This is a genomic window from Nocardia sp. JW2 (genome assembly GCF_051843015.1).
GTDB lineage: Bacteria > Actinomycetota > Actinomycetes > Mycobacteriales > Mycobacteriaceae > Nocardia > Nocardia coubleae.
In genome coordinates, this window is record NZ_JBPXLK010000016.1 from 1 (window position 1) to 25035 (window position 25035).

The following is a 25035-nucleotide window of genomic DNA, read 5'->3' on the forward strand; positions in this document are numbered from 1 at the left end:
GCCGAAGAGTGCAACCACACGATGATGTTCCAGGAGATGATCAACCGCATCGGCTACCGCGATGTGATCGGCATGGGCACGATCGACCGCAAGCTCACGATGATCATCTGGCCCGCGGTCAAGTACTTCCCCGAGCTGTTCTTCACGATGATCCTCGGCGGCGAGGAACCGATCGATCACCTGCAGAAGTCGCTGCTGCGCGGCGGTGTGGACCTGCATCCGATGGTCCACCGGGTGATGCAGATCCACGTGGCCGAGGAAGCCCGCCACATCTCCTTCGCCCACGAGTACCTGCGCCGCAACGTGCCGGGCATGAACATGGTCACCAAATCCCTGCTGTCGGTGCTGTTCCCGCTCGCGATGCGGATCATGCTCGACATGATCATGACCCCGCCCAAGGAGTTCGTCGAGAAGTTCGACATCCCCGCCGAGGTGATGCGCGACGCCTACTGGTCGAACCCGGAATCGCAGACCATGATGCGCAACATCTTCGGCGATGTGCGCGCGCTGGCCACCAACAGCGGCCTGATGAACCCGGTTTCGCGCCTGGCGTGGCGACTGCTCGGTATCGACGGCCCCGTCACCCGGTACCGCAGCGAACCGGCCCGCAAGGCCGCCTGAGTCGAATTCGCCATATCCCACTGTACACAGCGATGTACAGTGGGATATGGCCGATTACGAGAGTGTTCCGCTGACCGAATTACGCGGTCAGCTCGGTAGTGTTTTCGACGGGGTGTCCGCGAGCGGACGACCGGTGATCGTCACCAGGGAGGGGAAAGAATTGGTCGCAGTGGTACCGGCGGAAGTGTTGCGGCACGCGGCATTGCCGCCCGCCTATTTCAACGACGACCTGCGCGAACAGATCCTCGGCAGGCTCGATGACCGGATCAAACAGCATTCCGCCGAAGACATCGCCGAGGCGGAGGCGAAACTGAGCAAGGTGATGGGCGCGCTCGACGGCACGAGCGCGAGCCGCCGGTGAGCGTCGCCGACCACACCGCCCTCACCTCGCTTGCCCTGTCCCCGCTGTTCGGGCAGGTCATCATGCGCCAGTTCACCCAGCAGCGCCGCATCATGGTGGTGCCGACGGTGAGCCTGATGGCCGCCATGCGCGCGGTCGACAATGTCGACGAACTCGGCCGCCTGCTCGACAATCGGGTCGCGGTGCGCTGGGCCGATCTCGACGCGGCGGGCGCCATTCGCACGGGAACCACCGTTCCCATCGCCGACAATCACACCGATTGGCCGCTCATCGCCCCGGTCGTCTTCACCGCGCAGAATCTCGACATGCCGGTGCTCACCGCGAAACCCGAGTTGTATCGCGGATACAAGGTGCACGTCGCCCCCATGCCCTGAACTGTATTTTCGCGGGGGCGGGCGATAAACGTGATCCAGGTCTCCGTTACGGTGCCAGCGACAGGAAAAGCTGTACCAGGAACACTCTAGGAGAGCTGGTTATGCAGAGTTTCATGCGTCGTTTCACCACCGCGGTAGCCGCGACCTCGGTCGCCGCCGCCATTGTTTTCGCCGGCCCCGCCGTCGCCGAACCCACCGAGACCCAGACCGTCGACGTGGCTGCCGCCGTGTCCCAGCTGCGCACCTCCGTCGCGGACAACCCCGGCGCGCTCGCCGCCCTCGACCAGCTCGTCGCCGACGGCACGGTCGATGTCGCCCTGCCCGCCCAGCCGTTCCAGATCCCCGCCACCTCTGATATCGGCCAGAACGGTGGCGGACCCGGCGTGTACGGCTCGGGTATCGCGCTCGATGTCGACGGTTTCCGCTTCGGCTTCTTCGGCGGACCGGGCACCATCTCGCCGAATCAGAACGGCGCCAAGCTCGAGGTGATGTGGCTGAACCTGTCGAACGGGCAGAGCGGGACCGCCGTGCTCACCGAACACATGGACGTCCCCGTCGACACCACCATCCGCACCGCGCCGCTGAACACCGGCGGCGGCCTGATCGTCGCCGCGGTGTACGGCAGCCTGTGGCACCGCTGGCCCGACGCCGGCCAGCCCGACGGTTACGCCTACCGGCTCGGCCACATCCAGCAGCCGTCGTTCGGCGCCGTCACGCGCTGAGTCGCACCGACAACGACACCCCGGGTCCGCATGGTCCCGGGGTGTTCGCGTCGGGGCAACAGCGGATCCGGCGGTGGCGTAGGTTGACCGCGTGGATCTGGACGAGCGACTCGAGGCATTGGAGCGGCGGGTCGCCGCCCTCGAAGGCACCCCGCACACCGACGAGCGGCTGCCCTGGGCGGTGGCGCGGTTGCGCGCGGAATTCGACGACGCGGGCGACCGCAACGGCGGCGTCCTGCTGGCGGGCGCGCTGAAACTGCCGACGGGTGAGCGGGTTGACTGGCAGGCGCAGTACGCCACCGATGCCATCGTCGGCGACATCTGGACCATCGAAGCGGCCAATTGCCTTGCCGCCCTTGCCGATCCGGTTCGCCTGCGGCTGCTGCGCGAGATCGTGTACGGTCGCCGCACCGCCGCGGACCTGGCGGCCATCGCCGAACTGGGCACCTCGGCCGAGATCTATCAGCATCTGCGTCAGCTGGCGGCGGTCGGCTGGTTGCAGACCGCGGGTCTGGGCCGCTTCGAGGTGCCCGAGGGCAGGCTTGTTCCGCTGCTCGCCGCGCTGGCGAGCGCTCAGCGATGATTGGGAATTGTCCCAATTGTCCCGATTTACCACTGTGACGCAGGCCACCACACTGCTACCGTGAGCAGCGAAGACCAACAATGTGTGGAGGTAGACGAGTGAGCGTGGCCCATCTTCTCGAAACGGTGAAAGCCCTCGGTGTTCTGCGTTCGCGTGGCGTCTCCGATCCCACGAAGCCGCTCGAGACCCTGCGGACGATGAAAGAGTCCAAGATCTACGGTCCGCAGGCCACCCTGGTCCGGCACTCCGCCCGCGTCGCCCCCGAACAGGTCGCCCTGGCCGACGAACGCGGCGAACTCACCTACCGCGAACTCGACGATCAGTCCACGGCGGTGGCTCGTGGTCTGCAGGCGGCCGGGATCAGCGAGGGCATGGTGATCGCGGTCCTGGCTCGCGACCATCGCGGTCTCATCATGTCGATGATCGCGGCGGGCAAGCTCGGGGCGCGCATCGCGCTGATGAACACCGGGTTCGCCAAACCGCAGTTCGCCGAGGTGTGCGAGCGCGAGAAGGTGCGCGCGGTCCTGCACGACAGTGAGTTCCTCGGCCTGCTCGACGCCCTGCCCGCCGACCTGCCGCGCTACCTCACCTGGGTCGACGAGGGCGCCGAGATCCCCACCGGTGCAACCACTTTCGACGACCTGATCGCCGCCAACTCCGCCGAGCCGCTGCCCGCGCCGAGCAAGCCGGGCGGTTTCATCATTCTCACCAGCGGCACCACCGGCCTGCCCAAGGGCGCGCCGCGCACCAAGGTGACGCCGATGGCCACCGCGCAGTTCGTCGACCGGGTGCCCTTCCCCAAGCGCGGCGTGATGATGATCGTCTCGCCGATCTTCCACAGCACGGGCCTCGGCACCTGGCTGGTCGGCACCATCCTGTCGAACAAGATCGTCATGCGGCGCCGCTTCGACGCCGAGGCCACGCTGGCCTCGATCGCCGAGCACAAGGTGGAGATGCTGGTCTGCGTGCCGACGATGCTGCACCGGATGACCGAGCTGCCCGCCGAGGTCCGCGCGAAGTACGACTTGTCGTCGCTGAAGGTCATCCTGTTCGCCGGGTCGGCGCTCACCCCGGAACTGTGCATCCGGGCCACCGAGGTGTTCGGGCCGGTGCTCTACAACCTCTACGGCTCCACCGAGGTGGCCATCGCCTCCATCGCCAACCCCGCCGAGCTGGCGGAGGCGCCGGGCACGGTCGGCCGCTCCCCCATCACCTGCGAGGTCCGCCTCTACGACGAGAACGACCAGCCGGTCCGCGAACCCGGCGCCAAGGGCCGGATCTTCGTGCGCAGCGGTGCCCCGTTCGAGGGCTACACCGACGGCAGGCACAAGCAGATCATCGACGGTTTCATGTCCAGCGGCGACATGGGCCATTTCACCGAGTCCGGCCTGCTCATGGTCGACGGCCGCGACGACGACATGATCGTCTCCGGCGGCGAGAACGTCTACCCGCAGGAGGTGGAGAACCTGCTGATCGAGCACCCGCAGGTGTTCGATGTGGCGGTGGTCGGCGTCGACGACCCCGAATTCGGAAAACGCCTGCGCGCCTTCGTCGTCCCCGAGCCCGGCCAGACCCCCGACGCCGCCGCGCTGCAGGCCCACGTGAAGGAGAACCTGGCCCGCTTCAAGGTGCCGCGCGAGGTGGTGTTCGTCGAGGAACTGCCCCGTAACGCCACCGGCAAGATCCTGCGCCGGGTGCTCATCGACTATGAGGTGTCACAGTGATGTCTCAGCGCTGAGACGGGCGACACAGTAAGAGCCCCGTGCTTGCTATTGTTAGCACCAGCACTGGATCTCGAAGACGCGGTCCGGCCCCGCGGTGACGCGGGCTCGGTCTGCCGAAAGGCTGTTCGATGTCTCTGTCTCTGCCCGCGCTAGGCGGCACGGCTCGGCGTGCGGGCGATTTCGCCCTCGGCGTCAAGGTCATGGTCGACCGCAAGCTGTTCAACCCCCTGCGCCTCGACCATGCCGCGCGCTCGTTCCGCAATGTGTCGAAATTCGGCCCGTTCGCCGGTGTGGTCATGCACGCCGCCCAGACGCGACCCGGTGCGGGCGCGATCGTCGACGAACGCGGTGAGCTCACCTTCGGGCTGCTCGACGAGCAGTCGAGCGCCCTGGCTCGTGGGCTGCGCGCCAGTGGCATCAGCGAGGGCGATGTGATCGCGGTGCTGGCGCGCGACCACCGTGGCATGGTGCTGAGCCTGCTCGCGGCGGGCAAGCTCGGCGTGCGCGCGGTCCTGATGAACACCGGTTTCGCCAAACCGCAGTTCGCCGATGTGGCCACCCGCGAGAAGGTCAAGGCGGTGCTGCACGACAGCGAATTCATGGACCTCATGAGCGCCATTCCCGCCGAGATCCCGCGCATCCTGACCTGGGTCGACGAGGCGCACGGTGTGGATCCGTCGATCCCGACGGTCGAATCGCTGATCTCGGGGCGCTCGGTGGAACCGCTGACGCCGCCGAGCAAGCCGGGCGGCATGGTGATCCTGACCAGCGGCACCACCGGCACTCCCAAGGGCGCGCCGCGCGACAAGGTGAGCCCGTTCGCGTCGGCCCAATTCGTCGACCGGGTGCCGCTGCCCTACAACGGCACGATGATCATGGCGGCGCCGATCTTCCACGGCACCGGTCTGTCGCAGTTCACCCTCGGTCTGGCGTTGGGCAACCGGGTGATCTTCCAGCAGCGCAAGTTCGACCCGGAACAGACCCTGGCCAATATCGTGAAGTACCGGGCGGATTCGCTGGTCGTCGTCCCGACGATGCTGCAGCGCATCCTCGACCTGGACGAGAAGATCCTGGCGAAGTACGACCCGTCCACGATCAAGGTGATCTTCGCGGCCGGCTCGGCCATCGCACCCGATGTGGTGACCCGCTGCCTGGACTACTTCGGCGACAGCCTCTACAACCTCTACGGTTCCACCGAATGCGCGGTGATGACCGTGGCCACCCCCGAGGACCTGCGCAAGTCGCCGACCACCGCGGGCAAGCCGCCGGTCGGTATCCGCATCGTGCTGCTCGACGAGAGCCGCAAGCCCATCACCGAGCCGAACGTCACCGGGACCATCTTCGTGGACAACGGTTTCGCCTTCACCGGCTACACCGACGGCCGGACCAAGGAAATGGTCGACGGCATGATGTCCAGCGGTGACGTGGGCCATTTCGACGAAGACGGCCTGCTCTACATCGACGGCCGCGACGACGACATGATCGTCTCCGGCGGTGAGAACGTCTTCCCACTCGAAGTGGAGAACCTCATCGCGGGCCGTCCCGATGTGTTCGAAGCGGCCGTGGTCGGTGTCGACGACCGCGACTACGGGAAACGTCTGCGCGCCTTCGTCGTGCCCGGCCCCGACTCCGCCCGGGATGCCGACGAGATCAAGGACTTCGTGCGCCAGAACCTGGCCCGCTACAAGGTGCCGCGCGAAGTGATCTTCCTCGACGAACTCCCCCGCAACGCGACCGGCAAACTGCTGCGCAAGCCGCTGATCGAGATGGACATCGACGGGCAGTGATCCCGTCGCACCGTCGGGCCTGGTCTCGGCGGTGCTTTATCATCGGCCGGTGATCATCGAGTTCCGGCAGGCGTCCGCGCCGTCGCGTGCCCTCGGCGCGCGCGTGCGCGGTGCCTGTGCGGGCTCGATGTCGGGTGCGTTGTCGCTGGCCGCCCACGGGCTGGCCGCCGGGAGCGCGATGCCCGGCAGCACAACGGTGGTGCTGCTGGCGGCCGTGTCGGCCGTGGTCGGCGCGCTGGTGGCCGGGCCGGTGCGTCACGGTGGGCTCGGGCTCGCGGTGGTGCTGCTGGGTGGTCAGCTCGTCGGTCACACCACGATGAGCTGGTCCGGTCACGGACACCACGTGGACGATTCGCTCGGCCTCGGCATGCTCACGGCCCACACCGTCGCGGCCGTCCTCGCCGCGGTGGTCGTCATCGGCGCCGAAGCCGCCTACCGCGCCGCGGGCGCCCTGCTGGCTCGCGCCCTCCCCCAGCGCTACCGCACCCCCCGCATTCCCGGTCGCGCGCCGCTGCGCCTGACCCACCGCGACCGCGTCATCCTGCGCGTCCTCACCGCGCGATCCCTGCGCACCCGAGCCCCGCCTCTCGCCTTCGCCTTCTGACCTTTTCCCCGGTGCGCGTTCTCGTGCACTGGTCACCAATGCATGCACCCGTGCTCGGCGGCTGTGAGTCTCGTCGGCCGACCGGCTTCGTGCGCGCCCGCTCGCTGTGATCGCGGTGGTCGGTGCACTCGAGCGGCTCCGGTCTGGCGGTTCATCGTGCCTGCGGCTGGCAGCTCGCCTCGCGACGTCGGCCACCGTGGCTCACGCAGCGGCGGTCGAGGCATGCCGCTCGAAGCGGTTCGGTGGGCTCGTGCCCGACAACACGGACCTCGTGTTCGCGGAGCACGCAGGCGAAAGCTCGTGCGGTGGCTGCCGCTCGCGATGGTGAGCACCGGGTTTCACTACTTCAGAAACGAATGATGATGAGTATTACCGATATTCGTCCGGCCGGGAGTTCGGTCGGGGACGGTGAGCGGACACCTCGCGCACGGCGCGGGATGCGGGTCGCTCCCTTGGCCATGCGGCTGCATTTCTACGCGGGGTTCTTCGTCGCCCCGTTCATCCTGATCGCGGCACTCACCGGCGCGCTGTATGCGATCGCGCCGACGATCGAAGGGTTCGTGTCGCGGGATCTGCTCCAGGTGCAGACCTCCGGGCCGGATCGAGCATTGTCGGCGCAGGTGGGCGCGGCGGTCGCCGGCAAGCCCGACCTCGCGTTGGTGGCCGTCGCCCCGGCTGCGGCCGACGGGGAAACCACGCGGGTGCTGTTCAACGATCCCGCGCTGGGTGATTCCGAACGCCTCTCGGTGTTCGTCGACCCGCACACCGCCCAACCGGTGGGCGAGGCCGTCGTCTACGGCAGTGGTGGCGCGCTGCCGTTGCGGGCGTGGCTCAGCGAATTCCACCGGAGTCTGCACCTGGGCGAACCCGGGCGGCTCTACAGCGAGCTCGCGGCCTCGTGGCTGTGGGTGATCGCCCTGTTCGGGCTGGTGCTGTGGGTGAACCGGGTGCGCAAGCGTCGTGCGCGCAACGGTGCGCGGTGGCTGGTGGCACCGGATCTCTCGCAACCGAAACGCTGGAAGATGAACTGGCACGGTGCGATCGGTGTGTGGACGCTTCCGGTGATCCTGTTGCTGTCGGCGACGGGTCTGACCTGGTCGGTCTATGCCGGTGAGAACGTGACGAAGCTGCGCGAGGAAATGAGCTGGACCACCCCGGCGGTGAGCGTGGCACTCCCCGGCGCGGCCGCACCGGCGACGACCGGCGGCGACCACCACAGCGGCGGTAGCACCACACCGGCACCGGCCGATCAGCACGTCCGGATCGCACAACTCGACCGGGTATACGAGGTCGCGCGGGCCAACGGCATCACCCAGGCCGCCGAAATCAGTGTTCCGTCTGAATCGGCCGCCGCTTTCGGGGTCAAGGAGCTACGCAAGCCGGGCACCTACACGATCGACTCGGTCGCGGTCGACGGCAACGGCACAGTCACCGATCGACTCGCCTACGCCGACTGGCCACTGATGGCCAAGCTCACCAACTGGGGTATCGCCTTCCACATGGGGCTGCTGTTCGGCCTGGTCAACCAGCTGTTGCTGCTGGCGATCATGCTCGGCCTCGTGGTCATGATCGTCCTCGGCTACCGGATGTGGTGGCAGCGGCGACCCACCCGCGCGGGCTCGTTGCCGATGCCGCCACGGCGCGGAGTACTGCGCAGGACGTCGCTGTGGATCACGGTTCCGCTCGTCGCGGTGGCCGTGGCGATCGGGTGGTTCGTGCCCCTGCTCGGGCTGAGCCTGCTCGGGTTCTTCCTGATCGACGTGGCGCTCGGCCTGGCCGCCCGCGCCTACCCGAACAGCTGAGTGCGCTGTCGGCGAGGTGAAACCGCCTCGCCGACAGCCGCTTCGGCTCGGCGACCAGCGCTTTCCCCGCGTGCCCGGTCCGCCAGGCGCGGGATGCTTAGGATCGGGGCATGGCGATCGACCGGCGGCAGTTCCTCCGATACGGCGCGACCGGGTCGATCGTGGCGGCGGTCGGGGTGTCGGCGGCGAGCAGCGCACCGTTTCCCGCGCCCCGTTTCCTGGGCGAACCGTTCTCCCTCGGCGTGGCCTCCGGCGAACCGGCACCCGACGGTGTGGTGCTGTGGACCCGGCTCGCCCCCGACCCGCTGGCCCCCGACGGGTACGGCGGCATGCCGGTCGACCCGGTGACGGTCGACTACGAGGTCGCCGAGGACGAACGATTCACCAAGGTCGTCGTCCGGGGTTCGGCGGTGGCCACCCGCGCGCTCGGCCACAGCGTGCATCCCGAGGTGACCGGCCTGGCGCCGGATCGCTGGTACTACTACCGCTTCCGCGCGGGCTCGGCCATCTCACCGGTCGGGCACACCCGCACCGCGCCGCCGCCGGACCGGCCGACGCAGCGGATGCGATTCGCGTTCGCCTCGTGCCAGTCGTGGAGCTCGGGCTACTACACCGCTTATGAACACATGGCCCGCGAGGACCTCGATCTCGTCGTCCACCTGGGCGACTACATCTACGAGTCCTCGTGGGTGGTCGCCCGGCGCGGCGTGAAGCTGCCGCCGCAGCTCGAGGGCGAGGCGGTCGACCTCGCCGGATACCGGCTGCGCTACGCCCAGGCCAAGGCCGAAGCGCCACTGCAAGCCGCCCACGCCGCGTTCCCCTGGCTGGTCACCTTCGACGACCACGAACTCGACAACAACTGGGCCGGTGAGCATCCCGGCCTCGGCAACGACGTGCACCGCCTGCCGTTCCTGTTCCGGCGCCGCAAAGCCGCCGCGTTCCAGGCGATGTACGAGCACCAGCCGATGCGCCTGGCACAGCTCCCGTCGGGTTCCTCGATCCGCCTGCATCGCCGCTACCGCTTCGGCGACCTGGCCGAATTCACCATGATCGACACCAGGCAGTACCGCGACGAACAGGCCTGCGGCGACGGCAAAGCGGTGCTCGACTGCACCGACCGGTACTCCGCCGGGCGCTCGATTCTCGGTGCGGCCCAGCGTGACTGGCTCGTCGACGGTTTCGCCGCGTCCACCGCGCGCTGGCAGATCCTCGGCAACCAGGTCGCCATGGCCGAATCCGACTACGATCCCGGCCCGGATCTGCTGCTGGGCACCGACGCCTGGGACGGCTACATCGCCGACCGCAATGCCGTGCTCGGCGCCGCGGTCGACCACGACGTGGCCAACCTGGTGGTGATCACCGGTGACCGGCACGAGAACTACGTCGCCGACCTGCACCGCGACTTCACCGATCCCGAATCACCGGTGGTTGCCACCGAATTCACGGGCACGTCGATCAGTACGGGCGGCGACGGCGAGGACTTCCCCGACACCGGCCGTGCCCTGCTGGCCGCGAACCCGCACATGCGGTTCTACAACAAGCAACGCGGCTATGTGCGGGTCGAGCTCGACCATGAGCTGTGGCGCAACGACTTCCGGGTCGTGCCGTACGTGCGTTCGCCGGGCGCGCCCATCAGCACCCGTGCCAGTTTCGTCGTGCAGGACGGCATCCCCGGCACGATCGAGGCCTAGTGGGTGAAGTCCTCCAGCGTCTGTTCGGGCACTTCGGGCACCTGCACGGGACGTAGCAACGCCCAGCCGACGAATACCACTGCCACTCCCGCCATTCCGAGCCCCGCCCACAGATTCACGTCGACCCCACCGGTTTTCACCTCCTGAGCGGCGGAGTCCTGCAGCAGTGAGGTGACCACGAGCACGACACCGTAGAGACCGAGCAGGGCACCGATGATGGTACGGATATCGAAAAGCATTGCGACGACTCCTTATCCGATGACGATATTGAGCGCGATCACCAGTACGAGCGCGATCCCGGCGAGCAGGACCGGGCGCTGATACCAGGGCAACGAGTCGGCGTCGGCGTCGGTGCGCAGCGCCTTGGGGGTCTCCGAATACACCAGGCCCACCAGCTCGGCGGCCGGCTTCGGCCGGGTCACCATCGTCACCGCCACGCTGACGACGATATCGACGACGAAGGCCACACCCGCGGCGACGAAACTGGCGCCCTGCCCCGACAGCGAGGTCACCCCCGTCTCGTTGAGGACGAACACCACGATGGCGGCCAGCGTGCCGCTGACCAGGCCGATCCAGCCCGCTGCCGCGGTCATCCGCTTCCACAGCATGCCGAGGATGAAGGTGGCGAACAGCGGCGCGTTGAAGAAGCTGAACAGCGTCTGCAGGTAGTCCATCATGTTGCTGAACCCGCCCGCGATGAACGCGGTGAAGATCGCCGCCACCGTCGCACCGACCGTGGCCAGCCTGCCGACCCGCAGGTAGTAGCCGTCGGACCGGTCCTTGCGCACGTACTGCTGCCACAGGTCGAAGCTGAACACGGTGTTGAACGCGGAGATATTGGCCGCCATGCCCGCCATGAACGCCGCGAGCAGACCGGCCAGCCCCACCCCGAGCAACCCGTTGGGCAGCACCTCTTTCATCAGGAACAGCAGCGCCTGGTTGTAGGTGACATCGCCCTCGAAGTCCGGGTTCGCCGCGACCTGCTGCTTGTACTCGATCATCTGTGGGACGAGGACCGCGCTGATCATGCCGGGGATCACCACGATCAGCGGGATGAACATCTTCGGGTAGGCGCCGATGATCGGCGTGCGCTGCGCGGCCGCGATCGAATGTGTGGCGAGGGCGCGCTGGACCTCCACGAAATTGGTTGTCCAGTAACCGAACGACAGCACGAAGCCGAGACCGAACACGATGCCCATGATCGAGGCGAAGTTGTCGGTGAACCCGCTCATCGCGTTGCCCGGCCAGGTGTGCAGCTGGTCGGCGCCGCCCGGTGACGCACTCACCTTGTCCTGCAACCGATCCCAACCACCGACCCGATGCAGCCCGACGAGGGTGAGCGGCAGCAGCGCGGCGACGATCACGAAGAACTGCAGCACCTCGTTGTAGATCGCGGCCGACAGGCCACCGAGGGTGACATACGACAGCACGATCACCGCGGCGACCGCCACCGAGATCCACAGCGGCCAGCCGAGCAGCACGTTCAGGATGGTGCCGAGCAGGTAGAGGTTCACCCCGGCGATCAGCACCTGCGCCACGGCGAAACTCAGCGCGTTCACCAGGTGCGCGCCGGTGCCGAAGCGCCTGCGCATGAACTCCGGTACCGAACGCACCTTGGATCCGTAGTAGAACGGCATCATCACCACGCCGAGGAACAGCATGGCGGGCACGGCGCCGATCCAGAAGTAGTTGAACGTGGGGAAGCCGTACTGGGCGCCGTTGGCCGACATGCCCATGATCTCCACCGCGCCCAGGTTGGCGGAGATGAAGGCGAGGCCTGTCACCCAGGCGGGTAGCGACCGGCCGGACAGGAAGAAGTCGACGCTGGAGGACACCCGGCTGCGCGCGATCAGGCCGATGCCGAGGACGAAGACGAAATACAGGGCGACAAGCGCGTAATCGACCGGAGCCGCGTCCAACCGCAGCGACGACGAGGCATCGAGCACGACCGAGGGCGAATGAGCAAGCGGCACAGTGGATCCCTCCTGGACTGGGAACCGGGCGGCGTAGAGCGTCGTTCACACGGCGCGGGCTGCGACGCCCGCCGAACTGTTTTCGGTTGGTACCACTGTGCGTGATCGTGCCCCGCGTCACACCCGAAACGGGTGAACAATTGGGCAACCGTTCAATCCAGTTTGCGGGCGCCCGCCCCCGGTTCGGCCGTGATCACCCGTGGCGCGGCCAGGCCCGCCGCCGCGAAGCGCCGGCCGATCGCGGCGCCGATCCGGTCGGCATCGGCGCGTTCGACCAGGGCGAGCACGCTGCCGCCGAAACCGCCGCCGACCATCCGCGCACCGTAGGCGCCCGCGTCGAGCGCCGCGTCGACCGCGAGGTCGAGCGCCGGTGTCGAGACCTCGAAGTCGTCACGCAGTGACCGGTGGGAGGCGGTGAGCAGCGGGCCGATGGCGCGCGGGTCGGCGCCGGAACGCAACCGCGAGACCACGTCGAGGACGCGATCGTTCTCGGTGACGACGTGGGTCGCCCTGCGGCGCAACACCGGATCGTGCAGCCGGGCCATGTTCAGCTCGGTGGCGTCACGCAGCGCGTGGACACCGAGGACGGCGGCGGCGGCCGCGCATTCGTTGCGGCGCTCGGCGTAGCCGCCGTCGGCCAGGTCGTGTGGGTGACCGGTATCGGCGACGATGAGCGCCAGCCCCGCGGCCCGCAGGTCGAACGGGATCTGTTCCACCGCACCGGCTTCGCCGTTCAGGTAGGCACGCACATCGAGGAACAGGGCGTGGCCCTCGGTACACAGGATGGCGGCGGACTGGTCGAGGATGCCGGTCGGCACACCGGCGAAACCGTTCTCGGCCGCCCGCGCGATCCGCACCATCGCCCGGTCGTCGAGGCCGGGCGCGAACAGGTCACGCAGGGCTATGGTCACCGCGCAACACAACGCCGCCGAACTCGACAGGCCCGCCCCGATCGGCACCGCGCCGTCGAGTTGAAGATCGACCCCGGTGATCGGGCGCCCACCCGCGACGAATTCACCCACCACACCGAGCGGATAACGCGCCCAGACGGGCAGCTGATCCCGTTGCCCGGCAAGATCGCCGAGGGCCAGTTCGACGTCCTCACCCGGCCGCTGCGCCGACCCGACCCGCACCCGGCCGTCCGTACGCGCCCCGGCCGCGCACACCACCCCGAGCGACAACGCGATCGGCAACACGAACCCGTCGTTGTAGTCGGTGTGCTCGCCGATGATGTTGACCCGGCCCGGCGCGATCCACCTGTCCACCCACACTCCCTTCTCACCGCCCCCCGATCACCACCCCTGCAGACCATCAAACACCGTCTACCCATGCGGCAGCCGAATCCCCATCGCGACGGCGCGGGACGTGTCATGATCGACTCAGTTGTAAAGGTTTTTCAGCGTCGGCGCGCCCGCCGGCCGGGAATTCCACTCGGACAACGACACTCGGTGCTCCTCGGCCGACACCCCGAACCGAATTCCCCGGCTCCACGTTCATCGGCGCGTCGCGGCGGATCGAGGGGGATCTGATGAAGGTCGGCACAGCACATCGGGGTAGTACGCGCTGGTGGACGCCTTCGCTCGGTGCGGTGGGTGTCATCGCGATCGCACCACTGCTCGGCGGGCGGCCCCTGTCGTTCCTGCTGCTCCTGATCGTGGCCGCGGGCAGTCTGACGATGATCGGCGTCGGCCTGCGCCGGTTCCGGCCCGCCAACCGGCTGCCGTGGTGTCTGCTCGCCACGTCCATCCCCCTTTTCGCCGCGGGCACCACGATCCGTGAACTTGACACGCACACCACCTGGCACCCGGCCGACGATCTGAGCACCCTGGCCGCCTACGTGTGCCTCGCGCTGGCCGCCGTCGGCTGGTTGCAGCCGCGCAGACTCGCCGGTGCGTGCGACTCCTGGCTCGACTCGACCCTCATCGGGATCAGCGCGCTCCTGACGTCGTGGACGTTCCTGATCTCGCCGATTCTGCGCCACAACACCGGTGTCGACGCGGTGATCGCCGTGAGCTACCCGGTGATCGACGCGCTGCTGCTCACCGCGCTGGCACATTCGCTCGTCACCGTCGCCCGGTCGGATATCGCCCTGCGGCTGCTGCATGTGGCACTGCTCGCGGTGCTGGTCTCGGGAGTGGTCGAAAGCCTTTCGGCGGCAGGCTTTCTCGCGACTCAGAACCCATTCGGTCTGGTGCCGCACCAGCTGGCCTATCTGCTGGCGGGGCTGGCCGCGCTGCACCCGACGATGGACGTGAGCCGCGACGGCGCCGAAGCCCATCCGCACCGGTCGCGCAGGCGGGCGGGCGTGATCGCGGTGGCGCTGGTCGGCGCCTCGCTGATGAGCGTGGTCGGCACCGACCTCGGCATGGGCGACCGGATGGTGATCTGCCTGCTGCTCACCTCGCTGCTGGTCGGGGTGCTCGTGCGCAGCGAACGCGCCATCGCCCGCAGTCAGTTCAGCGAGCGCCGCGCCCAGTACCGGGCCGACCACGATGTGCTCACCGGACTGCTCAACCGGGCGGCACTGCTGCGCGCACCACAGCGGCTGCGCACGCAGTGGGCGGGAAAGCCGTTGTGCCTGTTGTTCATCGACCTCGACGGCTTCAAGATGGTCAACGACAGTTACGGCCACGCGATCGGCGACGAGCTGATCGCGCGGGCCGCGTCACGTATCCGTCGCACGGCGCGGCGCACCGATGTGACCGCCCGCTACGGCGGCGACGAATTCGTCGTCCTCTCCCCGCGCACCCGCGCCGAGGCGGCGGTCCTCGCCGAACATCTGCTCGGCGCGTTCGTGCGGCCCTTCGAGCTGAGCTGCGGGGAAATCCCCATCACCGCCAGTATCGGGGTGGCGTGCGTGCGCACCCGGCCCAGCGACACCACCGTCTACGACCTGATCCGCGAGGCCGACGCGGCCATGTATCACGCCAAGGAACACCGCCTCGGCCTGACTTTTCACGACGACATGCACCGGCCGGGCTTCCGGCGGGCGCTGCGCCGCGCCGCCGACCCGACGAGTACGGCGGTGTGAGGTGTCAGTCCCCTAGTTCGGCGAGCAGCCTTTTGGCCGCCTCCAGTTCGGCCTGCAGCTGAGCCACCTTGGCCTGCTGCACCTCCCGCGCGGCTTCCAGGATCCCGGCGACCACTTCCTCGACCTCCGGGTGCAGGATCTTGGCCGCCTGGGCGACCGCGCCGCTGTTCACCGCGAGCCCCTTGACGCTGCGCTTCTTGCCGTTCACGACGTCGACGGTCCATTCGCCGTCGGCGGTGCCGGTGAGCGTGACGGTGACCTCGGGCGCCTTGGGCTTGCGCGCCGCCGTGGCCTTGGCCGGACGCGGCGCCGCCGGTTTCGCGGCGGCGGTGGCCTCGTCGGGCACGGGCGCGAGCGAACGCGGCGCGGCGGGCTTCGGCGCGGCACTCGGCGGAGACGAGGGCTGGGTCACGGGGGTGTCCTTTCGGTTGCTCGGCTCGGGAACGTGGTGCGTGGCGGGCTTGGCGCCGCCGGGCGCAACGGTAGTCCCGCGGGCCGGCTTGGTCAGCGTCACCTCGCTCGGGCCGAACGAGAGCACATCTTTGGAACCGGTCGGGCGCACCTGCAGGAAGTCGCCGTCGGCCGGGTCACCGAGCGCGACGATCTTGCCGGACTTGCCCTCCTCGATGCCGACGGCCGCAGAGGTGAACCACACCATCGGAGGTTTGCCCTCGGCCAGCTCGCCTGCGATGCGCGCGAGCTCGGCCTCGGACAGGACCGGAGGAGCTGATCGACGGGATGCGGACTTGGTGCTCGGCGAGGACATCGTGGACTCCGGGAGGTTGGTGCGTGCTAGAGCGTGGTGTGCCCCTGATGATGCCGCACCCCACCGACAAGTTCCGGTCGAGGCCGTTGGCCTGCCCCCAAAACCCGCCCCGGGAGCGGATTCTGGGGGCCGAGGACCTCAGCCGCGGGTGGCGTTGCCGTGGATGCTCGGGCGGATGTTGGCGCGCACGGCGGCCACATCGGGGTAGCCGTTGACGGCCAACAGCAGGTCGGCCTCGGCGGCGTAGGCCCGCAGCAGATGCACCAGACCGCGTACCCCGCCCAGGGCCAGCGCGTAGACGTAGGGCCTGCCGATACCGACCATCGTCGCACCGAGTCCGAGCGCCTTCACCACGTCGGCTCCCGACCGCACGCCGGAGTCGAACAGCACCGGCACCCGGCCGTCACACGCGGCGGCGACCTCGGGCAGGGTTTCCAGCGCGCTCAGCCCGCCGTTGGCCTGGCGCCCACCGTGATTGGAGCAGTAGATGCCGTCGGCGCCGAGGTCGATGGCCCGGCGCGCGTCGTCGGGATGCGAGATGCCCTTGAGGATCAGCGGCAGGTCGGTGAGCGAGCGCAGCCAGGTCAGGTCGTCCCAGGTCAGCGAGTGACCGAAGGTCGAAACCCAGTGCAGCACAATCATCTTCGGGTCGTCGGAACCGACCATCGCCTGGAACACCGGGTCGCTGGTGTAGTTCTTCAGCACATGGCCACGCAGCTGCGGGAAGTTGCCGCTGGACAGGTCGCGGGGGCGCCAGCCGGGCACCCAGGTGTCGAGGGTGACGGTGATGCCCGCGTAACCCGCGGCTTCGGCGCGGTGCACGAGGCTTTCCGCGAGTTCACGGTTCTTGGGGGTGTAGAGCTGGAAGAACGACGGGGTGTCACCCGCGTGCGGGCGCACCTCTTCCAGGGGATCTTCCATCAGCGTCGAATACATCGCGGGCACACCGGTTTCCGCCGAAGCCTTGGCGATCGCGATGTCACCGTGTCCCTGCTCGCCGACCAGGCCGATGACGCCGACCGGCGCCAGGAACAACGGACTGGCGAAGGTGTGCCCGAACGCGCTGACGGTGAGGTCGCGTTCAGTCGCGCCGACCAGCATGCGCGGCAGCAGCCCCCAGTCGGCGAAGGCTTCGGCGTTGCGGCGCTGGGTGAGCTCGTCACCGGCGCCACCGGCGATGTAATGCAGCAGCGTATCGGGCAGGGCGGCGGTGGCCTTACGCTCGAGAGTGGCGTAGTCCATGGGGAATTCGGGCAGAACGCCCCCGAGCGCGGTGAGATAGATCTCGTTCTGATAGTCGGCGAACTGACTCATCGCTGAACTTTCGCACGCGACCCGCCCTCGCGCGCCGCCGGGGCCATGTAAGGTGCGTCATACTCCAACGTAGGCAGCACCTACCCCCAGCAGCGCGTTCCGAGATTGTGAGTGCCCCTGTCGTGACCGTCGTCGAACACTCGGCCGCTCCCGCCGATCCGGATGTAGCACTGGCCGAACGCATCAACTGCGACCGCGTGCGCCACCTGACCCGGCTCGCCCTCGGCCTGTCCCAGGATTCGATGGATCTGCTCACCTCCGTCACCGATCGACTACGCGCCGCCGAAGGCGCGTTACGCGATCCGCTCACCAGCGACCTCGGCTTCGACTGACCCTCCCCTCTTGATCCGAGCGTTCGACGCTCGGCCCTTCCGGCTCACGCGCCGCTAGAGCGCGCAGCCGTGCGCAGGCCCCATCGCGCGGCCCCATCCCGGCCCCGATTGTGCGGCCGCCTCCTGTTCTGCCCGCGTTATGCGGATGTCTCTCTCCCCCGGCTGCCGCGGCCTCGTCATGCCCGTCGGCAACGATTGTGACTCGGCTCACCAAAAGTCGTTGACAAAGCCACACAAGTGGGCATAAAACAACATGAGCACACATTCACGAACCGGAGGAACCATGTACGCCGAGGAACGGCAGCAGGCCATCGCGACCCTCGTCGGGCAGCACGGTCGCGTCTCCGTCGCCGAACTCGCCGACAAATACGGGGTGACCACCGAAACCGTCCGGCGCGACCTGGCCGTACTCGACCGGCTCGGCCTGATCCGGCGGGTGCACGGCGGAGCGGTCGGGGCGGGCGCGCTCACCACCATCGAGCTGGGCACCGTCGAACGCGACAGCACCCGCGCCGCCGAGAAGGACCGCATCGCCGAACTCGCCCAGCGCTACCTGCCCGCGTCCGGTGGCAGCGTGCTGTTCGACGCGGGCACGACGACCTCGCGGGTCGCGGCCGCCCTTCCGGTCGATCTGGATCTGGTCGCCGTCACCAACTCGCTGCCCGTCGCCACGCGCCTCACCGGGTACGCCGGGGTGCGGACGCATCTGCTCGGTGGGCGCGTGCGCGGTGTCACCCAGGCCGCCGTCGGAGCCGAAACCCTGCGCGTACTCGGCGAATTGCGCGTCGACGTCGCCTTCGTCGGTACCAACGCGCTCACCGTTCGGCACGGGCTGTCCACCCCCGACCCGGAGGAGGCCGCCGTGAAGCGGGCCATGATCGCGGCCGCCGACCGCGTGGTCGTCGTCGCCGACGCCTCCAAGATCGGGCGCGAGGACTTCGTGAGCTTCGGTACCACCGCCGATATCGACGTGCTGGTCACCGACACCGACATTCCGTCCGCCGCACACGACAAACTGATCGCCGAGGGAATCGAAGTGGTGCTCGCATGATCGTCACACTGACCGCGAACCCGAGTGTCGACCGGACGGTGACACTCACCGAACCGCTGCGCCGAGGGCAGGTGCACCGCGCGGCGAACGTCACCTCCCAGCCCGGCGGCAAGGGCGTCAACGTGGCACGCGTGCTCACCTCGGGCGGGGTTTCCGCGCTCGCCGTACTGCCGGGCACCGAGGACGACCCGGTGGTGAGCGGATTGCGCGGCGCGGGCATGGCGTTCCGTGCCGTGCCGACCGGTGGCGCCCCACGGACCAATCTCACGATCGCCGAAATCGACGGCACCACAACGAAAATCAACGAGCCCGGGCATCCGCTGCGAGCACCGGAACTCGACGCACTCGCCGGCGCGCTGGCGGAAGCAGCCGCGGGCGCTTCGTGGGTCGTGCTGTCCGGTTCGTTGCCGCCCGGTGTGCCCGTGGATTGGTACGCGCGGCTCGTGGGTGAGCTGTCGGCCACCGGCTCGGCCAGGATCGCGGTCGACACCTCCGAGGCACCCTTGCTCGCCCTCTTCGACGAACCCGGCTCTGCCGCACCGGATCTCATCAAACCGAACAGCGAGGAGCTGGCCCAGCTCACGGGCCTCGACGCTGTCGACCTCGAGAATCCCACGGCCGCGGCGCAGGCCGCCACGTCACTGATCGAGCACGGCGTCGGTGCCGTGCTCGCCACCCTCGGTGCGGCGGGAGCGGTGCTGGTCACCGCCGAGGGCGCCTGGTTCGCCGGTGCGCCGCCGATCGTCGCGCGCAGCACGGTCGGTGCCGGCGATTCCGCACTGGCGGGGTACCTGCTCGCCGATCTGGCGGGCCTCGACCCGGCCGATCGGCTGCGCGCCGCCGTCGCCTACGGCAGCGCCGCCACCGCGCTGCCCGGTACGGAACTGCCGGGGCCCGCCGACATCCTGCTCGAAGCCGTCATGGCCCACCCGCTCCCGGACGCGCTGCCGAAGGCACTGGGCGACACCGCGACCAGCTGACCTCCCGTTCGATCCCGCTCCACCCGACACCGGAAAGACACGACGATGGCCGATTCGATCATCACCCAAGACCTGGTCACGCTCGACGCCGACTTCGGCGCCGACAAGCAATCGGTCATCACCGCACTGGCGGGCACCCTGGCCGCGCAGGGCCGGGCCACCGACGCGGGCGCCGTCAGCGAAGCCGCGCTGAACCGGGAGGCCCAATCGGCGACCGGATTACCCGGCGGCATCGCCATCCCGCACTGCCGGGCCGCTGCCGTCACCGCCCCCTCGCTCGCCTTCGCCCGGCTCTCTCCCGGCGTCGACTTCGGCGCACCCGACGGACCGGCCGACCTGGTGTTCCTCATCGCCGCCCCCGAAGGCGCGGGTGCGGACCACATGAAGCTGCTGTCGTCCCTGGCTCGGGCGCTGGTCCGCCCTGCCTTCGTCAACGACCTTCGCTCGGCCGCCACACCCGCCGAGGTTGTCGCGTTGGTCGACGGGGTCATCAATCCCCCGCCCGCGTCCAGCGCCCCCACGACCACGGGCGCGGGCGTTTCGGCAGCGGGTGCGACCAGTGCCACTGGTGCGGCATCAACGGCAGCCGACACGACCGATGCTGTCGGTACGGGTGCGGCCACTGCCTCATCGTCCGGCGCGGGCGCGACCGATACGGGAGGGACTTCCGCGCCCGGTGAGGATGCTGCTGACTCATCCGATGCCGCCGGTCATGCGGAATCGAGCGGTGGCGCGGGTACCCCTGCTGACGCGACTGACCTGAACAAGGCGGCGACCGGTGGAGCAGCGGCAGCCGGGGGAGCAGCGGCAGCCGCTGCTGCGGCGGGTGCCGACGGCACGACTCGTCGAGGCGACGCGAGTGAGACCGCCGGCGCAGGAACACCGATGAAGATCGTGGCGGTCACGGCCTGCCCGACCGGCATCGCCCACACCTATATGGCCGCCGATTCCCTCGCCGCCGCCGCGGAGCGGGCAGGCGTCGACCTCGCGGTGGAGACGCAGGGATCCAGCGGCGGGGACAAACTCGATCCGGGAACCATCACCGACGCCGACGCGGTCATCTTCGCCACCGATGTGGGAGTGAAGGATCGGAGCCGGTTCGCGGGGAAACCGGTCGTCGAATCCGGCGTGAAGCGGGCCATCAACGAACCGGACACGATGATCGCCGAGGCGGTCGCGGCCGCACGGACCCCCGGCGCCGCCACGGTCGGCGGGGCAGCACCCAGGACCGGTGAGCCGGCGGCCAAGGGCATCGGGTGGGGTACGCGGCTGCGGCAGATCCTGCTGACCGGCGTGAGCTACATGATCCCGTTCGTCGCGGCGGGCGGTCTGCTGATCGCGTTGAGTTTCCTGCTCGGCGGTTACGAGATCTCCGACAGCGCCAAAGACATCGTGCTGAACAACTCGCTCACCGACCTGCCCGACGGCGGTCTGGCCACCTATTTCGCGGCCGTGCTCAACCAGATCGGTGTGCTCGCGTTCGGCTTCCTCGTTCCGGCGCTGGCCGGGTACATCGCCTTCGCCATCGCCGACCGGCCGGGTCTGGCGCCGGGTTTCACGGCGGGCGCGATCGCCCTCGTCGTCGGCGCGGGCTTCCTCGGCGGCCTCGTCGGCGGTCTGATCGGTGGTTTCGCGGCGCTGTGGGTGAGCAAACTGCCCGTCCCCACGTGGGCGCGCGGACTGATGCCCGTGGTGGTGATTCCGCTGCTGGCGTCGCTGATCGTCGGTGTGCTGATGTTCGTGTTGCTCGGCAAGCCGCTGGCGGCGGTCACCGACGCGCTCACCGATTGGCTCGGCGGTCTTTCGGGTAGTTCGGCGATCGCGCTCGGGGTGATCCTCGGCGTGATGATGTGCTTCGATCTGGGCGGGCCGGTGAACAAGGCGGCCTACTCGTTCGCCGCCGCGGGCCTGTCGGTCACCGACAACACCACCTTGCGGATCATGGCCGCGGTGATGGCGGCGGGCATGGTTCCGCCGCTCGCGATGGCGCTGTCGACCACGCTGCGGCCCCGGCTCTACACCGAGGCCGAGCGGGAGAACGGCAAGGCGGCCTGGCTGCTCGGCGCCTCGTTCATCTCCGAGGGCGCTATCCCGTTCGCCGCGGCCGACCCGCTGCGGGTGCTGCCGTCGATGATGGTCGGCGGCGCGGTGACCGGTGGCATGGTCATGGCCACCGAGGTCACTCTGAGCGCACCGCACGGCGGGATCTTCGTGTTCTTCGCCATCGGCCACGTGCTGTGGTTCATCGTGTCGGTGCTGGCGGGCACGGTCGTCGGCGCCGCTTGCGTCACCCTCGCCAAGGAGTTCACCGGCAAGAAGTCACCCGCTCTGGCCACCGCGTAAGCCCCCTCGCACAACGTCACCTCGCACAACAAGGAGAAACCCATGCCAAGCACCACCGTCACCGTCGGCTCCTCGGTCGGCCTGCACGCGCGCCCCGCCGCCCTGATCGCGGAGGCGGTGGGCGCGGCGGGTGTGCCCGTCACCATCGCGCTCACGGGCGGTGATCCGGTCGATGCCGGGTCGGCGCTGATGATCATGACCCTCGGCGCGGGTCAGGGCGCGGAGGTCGTCATCAGCTCCGACGATCAGCCGACGCTCGACAAGATCGCCGAACTGGTGGCCAGCGACCTCGACGCCTGACCACCCGCCCTACCGCCGACGGCGCCGACTCCCACCAGGGGCGGCGCCGTCGGCTTTGCCGCACGGCCACGGTCAGGGACACTCTCGCGGCGCTGGTGTCCCGGTCAGCCGGGCATCCATCCACTCCATCGCACCGGGCCAGCCCGCCATCATCCCGAGGCTGTGTTCGGTGGGCAACGACCGGAAGACCACCTGCGTATCGCCGGCGCAGTGCCGCCTGGCGACGGCGAGACCCTGCTCCGGTGGTACGCCGAAATCGAATTGCCCGTGATAGATGTACAGCGGCGCGTCGGCGGTGCGGCCGCTTAGGTCGGTGCGCGTGAAGATCTCCCGGATCGCGTCGGAGGCGAGCGGGTTCGGTGGTGACATCCCGACGTCCACCGGGAGGCCGAGCAGACCGAGCGGGCCGTTGCTGTCGCCGCAGAGGTCGCGGATCGGCGAGGTCGCCACCCACTGACCGAGATGGTTCAGCTGGGCGAGCAGGGCGGGGTGTTCGCGGGCGACGGCGAAGCCCGCGGCCATCAGGATTCCGGAGGCGAAGCTGCCGTTGAAGCGGGCGGCGATGGCGGGATAGTCGCTGATCAGCCCGCCCATGGCGACGCCGGCGAGCGCGTCGCCGAGTTCGGGCGCGTATTCGGGTTGCAGCACGGCGGCGCCGTAGGCGGCGATCGCGCCGCCGGAGTATCCGCCGACGGCGAACCGGCTGTCGCCGAATACCTCGGGGCGCACCGCACGCACCGCGCGGATCGCGTCGAGCACCGCGTGCCCGGCGACCGTCGGCTCCGCGTACGCCATCAACGGTCCCTCGTGATCGGGCACGAGCACCGCATGGCCCCGGTTCAGCGCCCAGGCCATCGTCGGTGGGAAGAGGTCGCCCATGTTGAATTTCGGGTGGGCACCGTGGGCGAGCCCGTATCCCGGCGTGCAGGACGCGCCGAGCGAGTTGATCGGCAGTGCGTTGACCACCACCTGCCTGGTCGTTCCGGACGGGGGCGCGGCAGCGGGAATGAGCAGGGTCGCGGTCGCGAAGGACGGCGCGCCGCGCGAGTCGGTGGTGCGGAACTTCAGCAGCACGGCCTGCTGGATCGGCACGACCGCGAACGGCGCCGCCGTGGCCGTCACATCGCGCTGTTCGATGATCTCTCCCGGGCGCCGGTCCGCGAGGTCGGCGGGCCAGGCGTCGAACAGAGGGTCGCCGGTCGGGGTGGCGCGGGTGGCTTGCCACAGGGCGGCGACGTCGGCGGGCAGGTCCTTGACCAGTTGTGTGGATGCCGCGGGCAGCGCTGGGGCGGGCAGAACGTCGTCGACCAGCGACGGCCCTGCCCAGGCCGGGGCTGCCGTGAGCGCCGCCGCGACGGCGAGCGCGGTGATCGCGCAGGTTCGCAAACTACCGGGCCGCGACATGTGGTCCCTCCCCAGGAGCATCAGCCGAAGCGTGGGGCGGTCGACCCCACGCGGCCATCGAGGCCGTCTCGAACCTATGCCGGGGAATCCCTGGGCAACATGGTCTCGGCTGCGTCCTTGTACATGTCACCGACGGTCAACAGCGGGAGCGGTGATGGTCGACAGGGTCGCGAGACTCAGCCGTGCGGCGCCTGGACAAAAAAGAAGACGGTCCTGACCTTGTGGTCAGGACCGTCTTCGTTTGTAGCGGGGACAGGATTTGAACCTGCGACCTCTGGGTTATGAGCCCAGCGAGCTACCGAGCTGCTCCACCCCGCGTCGGTGAATACAACATTACACATGGGTTAGCGCAGATGCCAAATCGTGAGGTCAGGCAGGGTTTTTCGCGGTTGCGGAGCGATCTTCACGGACATGGGATCGTCGACAGAGCGTTCAATTGTGATGACCATCACCCGAATCTGGTCGAACCCGGAGCGCGCATCCGGATCGGTGACCGGTATCACTATTTCGCCGTGATCTCGGGCACATAACGGTGCGATCACAAACCACTCGGCACTTATGCATTCCCGCCGGATACACCGCATAAACCTCGAAAAGACAACTGTTCCAATCACACAACGTGTCCGTTATCAAGATGTGATCGGCCCGCAATTCTTGGTTAGCGTCTCCCCCATGACTGAAACCCGGAAATTCCGCACCCGTGCCCTCGGCGTCGCCGCCGTCACCGGCGCCCTGGTTGCCGTTCCGTTCAGCCTCGCCACCGGCACCGCCTCCGCCGCCGCCCACAACTGGGACGGCGTCGCCCAGTGCGAGAGCGGTGGCAACTGGGGCATCAACACCGGCAACGGTTACTACGGTGGCCTGCAGTTCTCGCAGAGCACCTGGGCTGCCAACGGCGGACAGGGCTCGGCCCACACCGCGAGCAAGGAAGAGCAGATCCGCGTCGCGGAGAACGTGCTCGCCACCCAGGGTGTCGGCGCGTGGCCGCACTGCGGCCGGTACCTGCAGGCCGCCGAGCCCGAGCCCATCCCGGCCCCCGTCGAGGAGCCTGCCGTCGAGCTCCCGGTCGAGCTGCCCGCCGAGGCCCCCAGCGAGGTGCGCGCCGCCGTCGACCAGGCGACCGCCGCGGGCCGCGCCCTGGCCGAGCAGTACGGTGTCGCCGGTCAGTACCAGGACCTGCTCAACGCCAACGCCCCGCTGATCGCGCAGATCGCCGGCTGATCCACTTTTCCCCCTGCAGCAAGAAGGCCCCGCCGATTCCGGCGGGGCCTT

At 68.8% G+C, this 25035-nt stretch carries 23 protein-coding genes and 1 tRNA gene; 17 read left to right on the forward strand and 7 right to left on the reverse strand.

Going from position 1 to position 25035, the window contains the following annotated elements; all coding sequences use genetic code 11:
• From ACSVDM_RS21125 to ACSVDM_RS21170, 10 genes are all read left to right on the forward strand, one after another.
• Positions 1 to 621, forward strand: a 621-nt coding sequence (locus ACSVDM_RS21125) for an AurF N-oxygenase family protein (RefSeq protein ID WP_439267223.1), incomplete at its 5' end; no start/stop codon positions are given.
• Between the two features lie 46 nt (positions 622 to 667).
• The gene (locus ACSVDM_RS21130) at positions 668 to 982 is read left to right on the forward strand and encodes a type II toxin-antitoxin system Phd/YefM family antitoxin (protein ID WP_067491628.1); all 315 of its coding nucleotides are present in this window, start codon (positions 668 to 670) and stop codon (positions 980 to 982) included.
• Positions 979 to 1356 (forward strand): hypothetical protein, encoded by a 378-nt coding sequence (locus ACSVDM_RS21135; protein WP_067491626.1) that lies wholly within the window; start codon positions 979 to 981, stop codon positions 1354 to 1356. The genes ACSVDM_RS21130 and ACSVDM_RS21135 overlap by 4 nt, the downstream gene beginning before the upstream one ends.
• A gap of 101 nt (positions 1357 to 1457) precedes the next feature.
• Positions 1458 to 2078, forward strand: a complete 621-nt coding sequence (locus ACSVDM_RS21140; RefSeq protein ID WP_067491624.1) for a hypothetical protein — start codon at positions 1458 to 1460, stop codon at positions 2076 to 2078.
• Positions 2079 to 2169: 91 nt separating this feature from the next.
• Positions 2170 to 2661 carry an ArsR/SmtB family transcription factor gene (locus ACSVDM_RS21145; protein ID WP_067491622.1) on the forward strand — a complete coding sequence of 164 codons (492 nt, stop codon included), beginning with the start codon at positions 2170 to 2172 and terminating at the stop codon, positions 2659 to 2661.
• An 80-nt stretch (positions 2662 to 2741) separates the two neighbouring features.
• The gene (locus ACSVDM_RS21150) at positions 2742 to 4385 is read left to right on the forward strand and encodes an acyl-CoA synthetase (protein WP_439267228.1); all 1644 of its coding nucleotides are present in this window, start codon (positions 2742 to 2744) and stop codon (positions 4383 to 4385) included.
• 128 nt (positions 4386 to 4513) lie between these two features.
• On the forward strand, positions 4514 to 6172 hold the full coding sequence (locus ACSVDM_RS21155; protein ID WP_439267230.1) for an acyl-CoA synthetase: 1659 nt from the start codon (positions 4514 to 4516) through the stop codon (positions 6170 to 6172).
• Positions 6173 to 6221: 49 nt separating this feature from the next.
• The gene (locus tag ACSVDM_RS21160) at positions 6222 to 6776 is read left to right on the forward strand and encodes a hypothetical protein (RefSeq protein ID WP_439267231.1); all 555 of its coding nucleotides are present in this window, start codon (positions 6222 to 6224) and stop codon (positions 6774 to 6776) included.
• 362 nt (positions 6777 to 7138) lie between these two features.
• Positions 7139 to 8578: a PepSY-associated TM helix domain-containing protein gene (locus ACSVDM_RS21165; protein WP_439267233.1), complete on the forward strand. Its 1440-nt coding sequence runs from the start codon at positions 7139 to 7141 to the stop codon at positions 8576 to 8578.
• A gap of 110 nt (positions 8579 to 8688) precedes the next feature.
• On the forward strand, positions 8689 to 10269 hold the full coding sequence (locus ACSVDM_RS21170) for an alkaline phosphatase D family protein (RefSeq protein WP_439267235.1): 1581 nt from the start codon (positions 8689 to 8691) through the stop codon (positions 10267 to 10269).
• Here ACSVDM_RS21170 and ACSVDM_RS21175 read toward each other — a convergent pair.
• From ACSVDM_RS21175 to galK, 3 genes are all read right to left on the reverse strand, one after another.
• Positions 10266 to 10508: a hypothetical protein gene (locus tag ACSVDM_RS21175; protein ID WP_439267237.1), complete on the reverse strand. Its 243-nt coding sequence runs from the start codon at positions 10506 to 10508 to the stop codon at positions 10266 to 10268. The genes ACSVDM_RS21170 and ACSVDM_RS21175 overlap by 4 nt on opposite strands.
• Positions 10509 to 10520: 12 nt before the next feature.
• The gene (locus ACSVDM_RS21180) at positions 10521 to 12242 is read right to left on the reverse strand and encodes a sodium:solute symporter family protein (RefSeq protein WP_439267239.1); all 1722 of its coding nucleotides are present in this window, start codon (positions 12240 to 12242) and stop codon (positions 10521 to 10523) included.
• A 152-nt stretch (positions 12243 to 12394) separates the two neighbouring features.
• Positions 12395 to 13507, reverse strand: coding sequence for a galactokinase (gene galK, locus ACSVDM_RS21185; RefSeq protein WP_439267241.1), 1113 nt, complete (start codon positions 13505 to 13507; stop codon positions 12395 to 12397).
• A gap of 263 nt (positions 13508 to 13770) precedes the next feature.
• Here galK and ACSVDM_RS21190 point away from each other — a divergent pair, with 263 nt between their 5' ends.
• Complete coding sequence (locus ACSVDM_RS21190) at positions 13771 to 15273, forward strand: diguanylate cyclase domain-containing protein (RefSeq protein WP_439267243.1); 1503 nt, start codon at positions 13771 to 13773, stop codon at positions 15271 to 15273.
• 4 nt (positions 15274 to 15277) lie between these two features.
• Here ACSVDM_RS21190 and ACSVDM_RS21195 read toward each other — a convergent pair whose 3' ends face one another.
• Both ACSVDM_RS21195 and ACSVDM_RS21200 read right to left on the reverse strand, forming a co-directional pair.
• The gene (locus ACSVDM_RS21195) at positions 15278 to 16039 is read right to left on the reverse strand and encodes a DUF6319 family protein (protein WP_067491611.1); all 762 of its coding nucleotides are present in this window, start codon (positions 16037 to 16039) and stop codon (positions 15278 to 15280) included.
• 138 nt (positions 16040 to 16177) lie between these two features.
• Positions 16178 to 17353: an alpha-hydroxy-acid oxidizing protein gene (locus tag ACSVDM_RS21200; protein WP_439267245.1), complete on the reverse strand. Its 1176-nt coding sequence runs from the start codon at positions 17351 to 17353 to the stop codon at positions 16178 to 16180.
• 122 nt (positions 17354 to 17475) lie between these two features.
• Here ACSVDM_RS21200 and ACSVDM_RS21205 point away from each other — a divergent pair, with 122 nt between their 5' ends.
• From ACSVDM_RS21205 to ACSVDM_RS21225, 5 genes are all read left to right on the forward strand, one after another.
• A complete protein-coding gene (locus ACSVDM_RS21205) occupies positions 17476 to 17685 on the forward strand; it encodes a hypothetical protein (RefSeq protein ID WP_067637281.1) in 210 nt (69 codons plus the stop codon).
• A 283-nt stretch (positions 17686 to 17968) separates the two neighbouring features.
• Positions 17969 to 18736, forward strand: coding sequence for a DeoR/GlpR family DNA-binding transcription regulator (locus tag ACSVDM_RS21210; RefSeq protein WP_067491605.1), 768 nt, complete (start codon positions 17969 to 17971; stop codon positions 18734 to 18736).
• Positions 18733 to 19716: a 1-phosphofructokinase family hexose kinase gene (locus ACSVDM_RS21215; RefSeq protein ID WP_067637282.1), complete on the forward strand. Its 984-nt coding sequence runs from the start codon at positions 18733 to 18735 to the stop codon at positions 19714 to 19716. The genes ACSVDM_RS21210 and ACSVDM_RS21215 overlap by 4 nt, the downstream gene beginning before the upstream one ends.
• 45 nt (positions 19717 to 19761) lie before the next feature.
• Complete coding sequence (locus ACSVDM_RS21220) at positions 19762 to 22059, forward strand: PTS fructose transporter subunit IIABC (protein WP_439267247.1); 2298 nt, start codon at positions 19762 to 19764, stop codon at positions 22057 to 22059.
• Between the two features lie 42 nt (positions 22060 to 22101).
• A complete protein-coding gene (locus ACSVDM_RS21225) occupies positions 22102 to 22359 on the forward strand; it encodes an HPr family phosphocarrier protein (RefSeq protein ID WP_067491599.1) in 258 nt (85 codons plus the stop codon).
• Between the two features lie 72 nt (positions 22360 to 22431).
• Here ACSVDM_RS21225 and ACSVDM_RS21230 read toward each other — a convergent pair whose 3' ends face one another.
• Both ACSVDM_RS21230 and ACSVDM_RS21235 read right to left on the reverse strand, forming a co-directional pair.
• A complete protein-coding gene (locus tag ACSVDM_RS21230; RefSeq protein ID WP_439267249.1) occupies positions 22432 to 23784 on the reverse strand; it encodes a lipase family protein in 1353 nt (450 codons plus the stop codon).
• Between the two features lie 223 nt (positions 23785 to 24007).
• A tRNA-Met gene (locus tag ACSVDM_RS21235) sits at positions 24008 to 24081 on the reverse strand.
• 354 nt (positions 24082 to 24435) lie between these two features.
• Here ACSVDM_RS21235 and ACSVDM_RS21240 point away from each other — a divergent pair.
• Positions 24436 to 24984 (forward strand): transglycosylase family protein, encoded by a 549-nt coding sequence (locus ACSVDM_RS21240; RefSeq protein ID WP_181700389.1) that lies wholly within the window; start codon positions 24436 to 24438, stop codon positions 24982 to 24984.
• Positions 24985 to 25035: the final 51 nt, after the last annotated feature.

What these genes read in the sequence shown, in the direction of transcription:
- ACSVDM_RS21195 (WP_067491611.1), bottom strand. Translation starts at nt 16,039, where the DNA reads ATGTCCTCGCCGAGCACCAAGTCCGCATCCCGTCGATCAGCTCCTCCG.
- ACSVDM_RS21175 (WP_439267237.1), bottom strand. Translation starts at nt 10,508, where the DNA reads ATGCTTTTCGATATCCGTACCATCATCGGTGCCCTGCTCGGTCTCTAC.
- ACSVDM_RS21225 (WP_067491599.1), top strand. Translation starts at nt 22,102, where the DNA reads ATGCCAAGCACCACCGTCACCGTCGGCTCCTCGGTCGGCCTGCACGCG.
- ACSVDM_RS21200 (WP_439267245.1), bottom strand. Translation starts at nt 17,353, where the DNA reads ATGAGTCAGTTCGCCGACTATCAGAACGAGATCTATCTCACCGCGCTC.
- ACSVDM_RS21230 (WP_439267249.1), bottom strand. Translation starts at nt 23,784, where the DNA reads ATGCTCCTGGGGAGGGACCACATGTCGCGGCCCGGTAGTTTGCGAACC.
- ACSVDM_RS21220 (WP_439267247.1), top strand. Translation starts at nt 19,762, where the DNA reads ATGGCCGATTCGATCATCACCCAAGACCTGGTCACGCTCGACGCCGAC.
- ACSVDM_RS21210 (WP_067491605.1), top strand. Translation starts at nt 17,969, where the DNA reads ATGTACGCCGAGGAACGGCAGCAGGCCATCGCGACCCTCGTCGGGCAG.
- ACSVDM_RS21150 (WP_439267228.1), top strand. Translation starts at nt 2,742, where the DNA reads ATGTGTGGAGGTAGACGAGTGAGCGTGGCCCATCTTCTCGAAACGGTG.
- ACSVDM_RS21190 (WP_439267243.1), top strand. Translation starts at nt 13,771, where the DNA reads ATGAAGGTCGGCACAGCACATCGGGGTAGTACGCGCTGGTGGACGCCT.
- ACSVDM_RS21215 (WP_067637282.1), top strand. Translation starts at nt 18,733, where the DNA reads ATGATCGTCACACTGACCGCGAACCCGAGTGTCGACCGGACGGTGACA.
- ACSVDM_RS21170 (WP_439267235.1), top strand. Translation starts at nt 8,689, where the DNA reads ATGGCGATCGACCGGCGGCAGTTCCTCCGATACGGCGCGACCGGGTCG.
- ACSVDM_RS21240 (WP_181700389.1), top strand. Translation starts at nt 24,436, where the DNA reads ATGACTGAAACCCGGAAATTCCGCACCCGTGCCCTCGGCGTCGCCGCC.
- ACSVDM_RS21140 (WP_067491624.1), top strand. Translation starts at nt 1,458, where the DNA reads ATGCAGAGTTTCATGCGTCGTTTCACCACCGCGGTAGCCGCGACCTCG.
- ACSVDM_RS21165 (WP_439267233.1), top strand. Translation starts at nt 7,139, where the DNA reads ATGAGTATTACCGATATTCGTCCGGCCGGGAGTTCGGTCGGGGACGGT.
- ACSVDM_RS21155 (WP_439267230.1), top strand. Translation starts at nt 4,514, where the DNA reads ATGTCTCTGTCTCTGCCCGCGCTAGGCGGCACGGCTCGGCGTGCGGGC.
- ACSVDM_RS21130 (WP_067491628.1), top strand. Translation starts at nt 668, where the DNA reads ATGGCCGATTACGAGAGTGTTCCGCTGACCGAATTACGCGGTCAGCTC.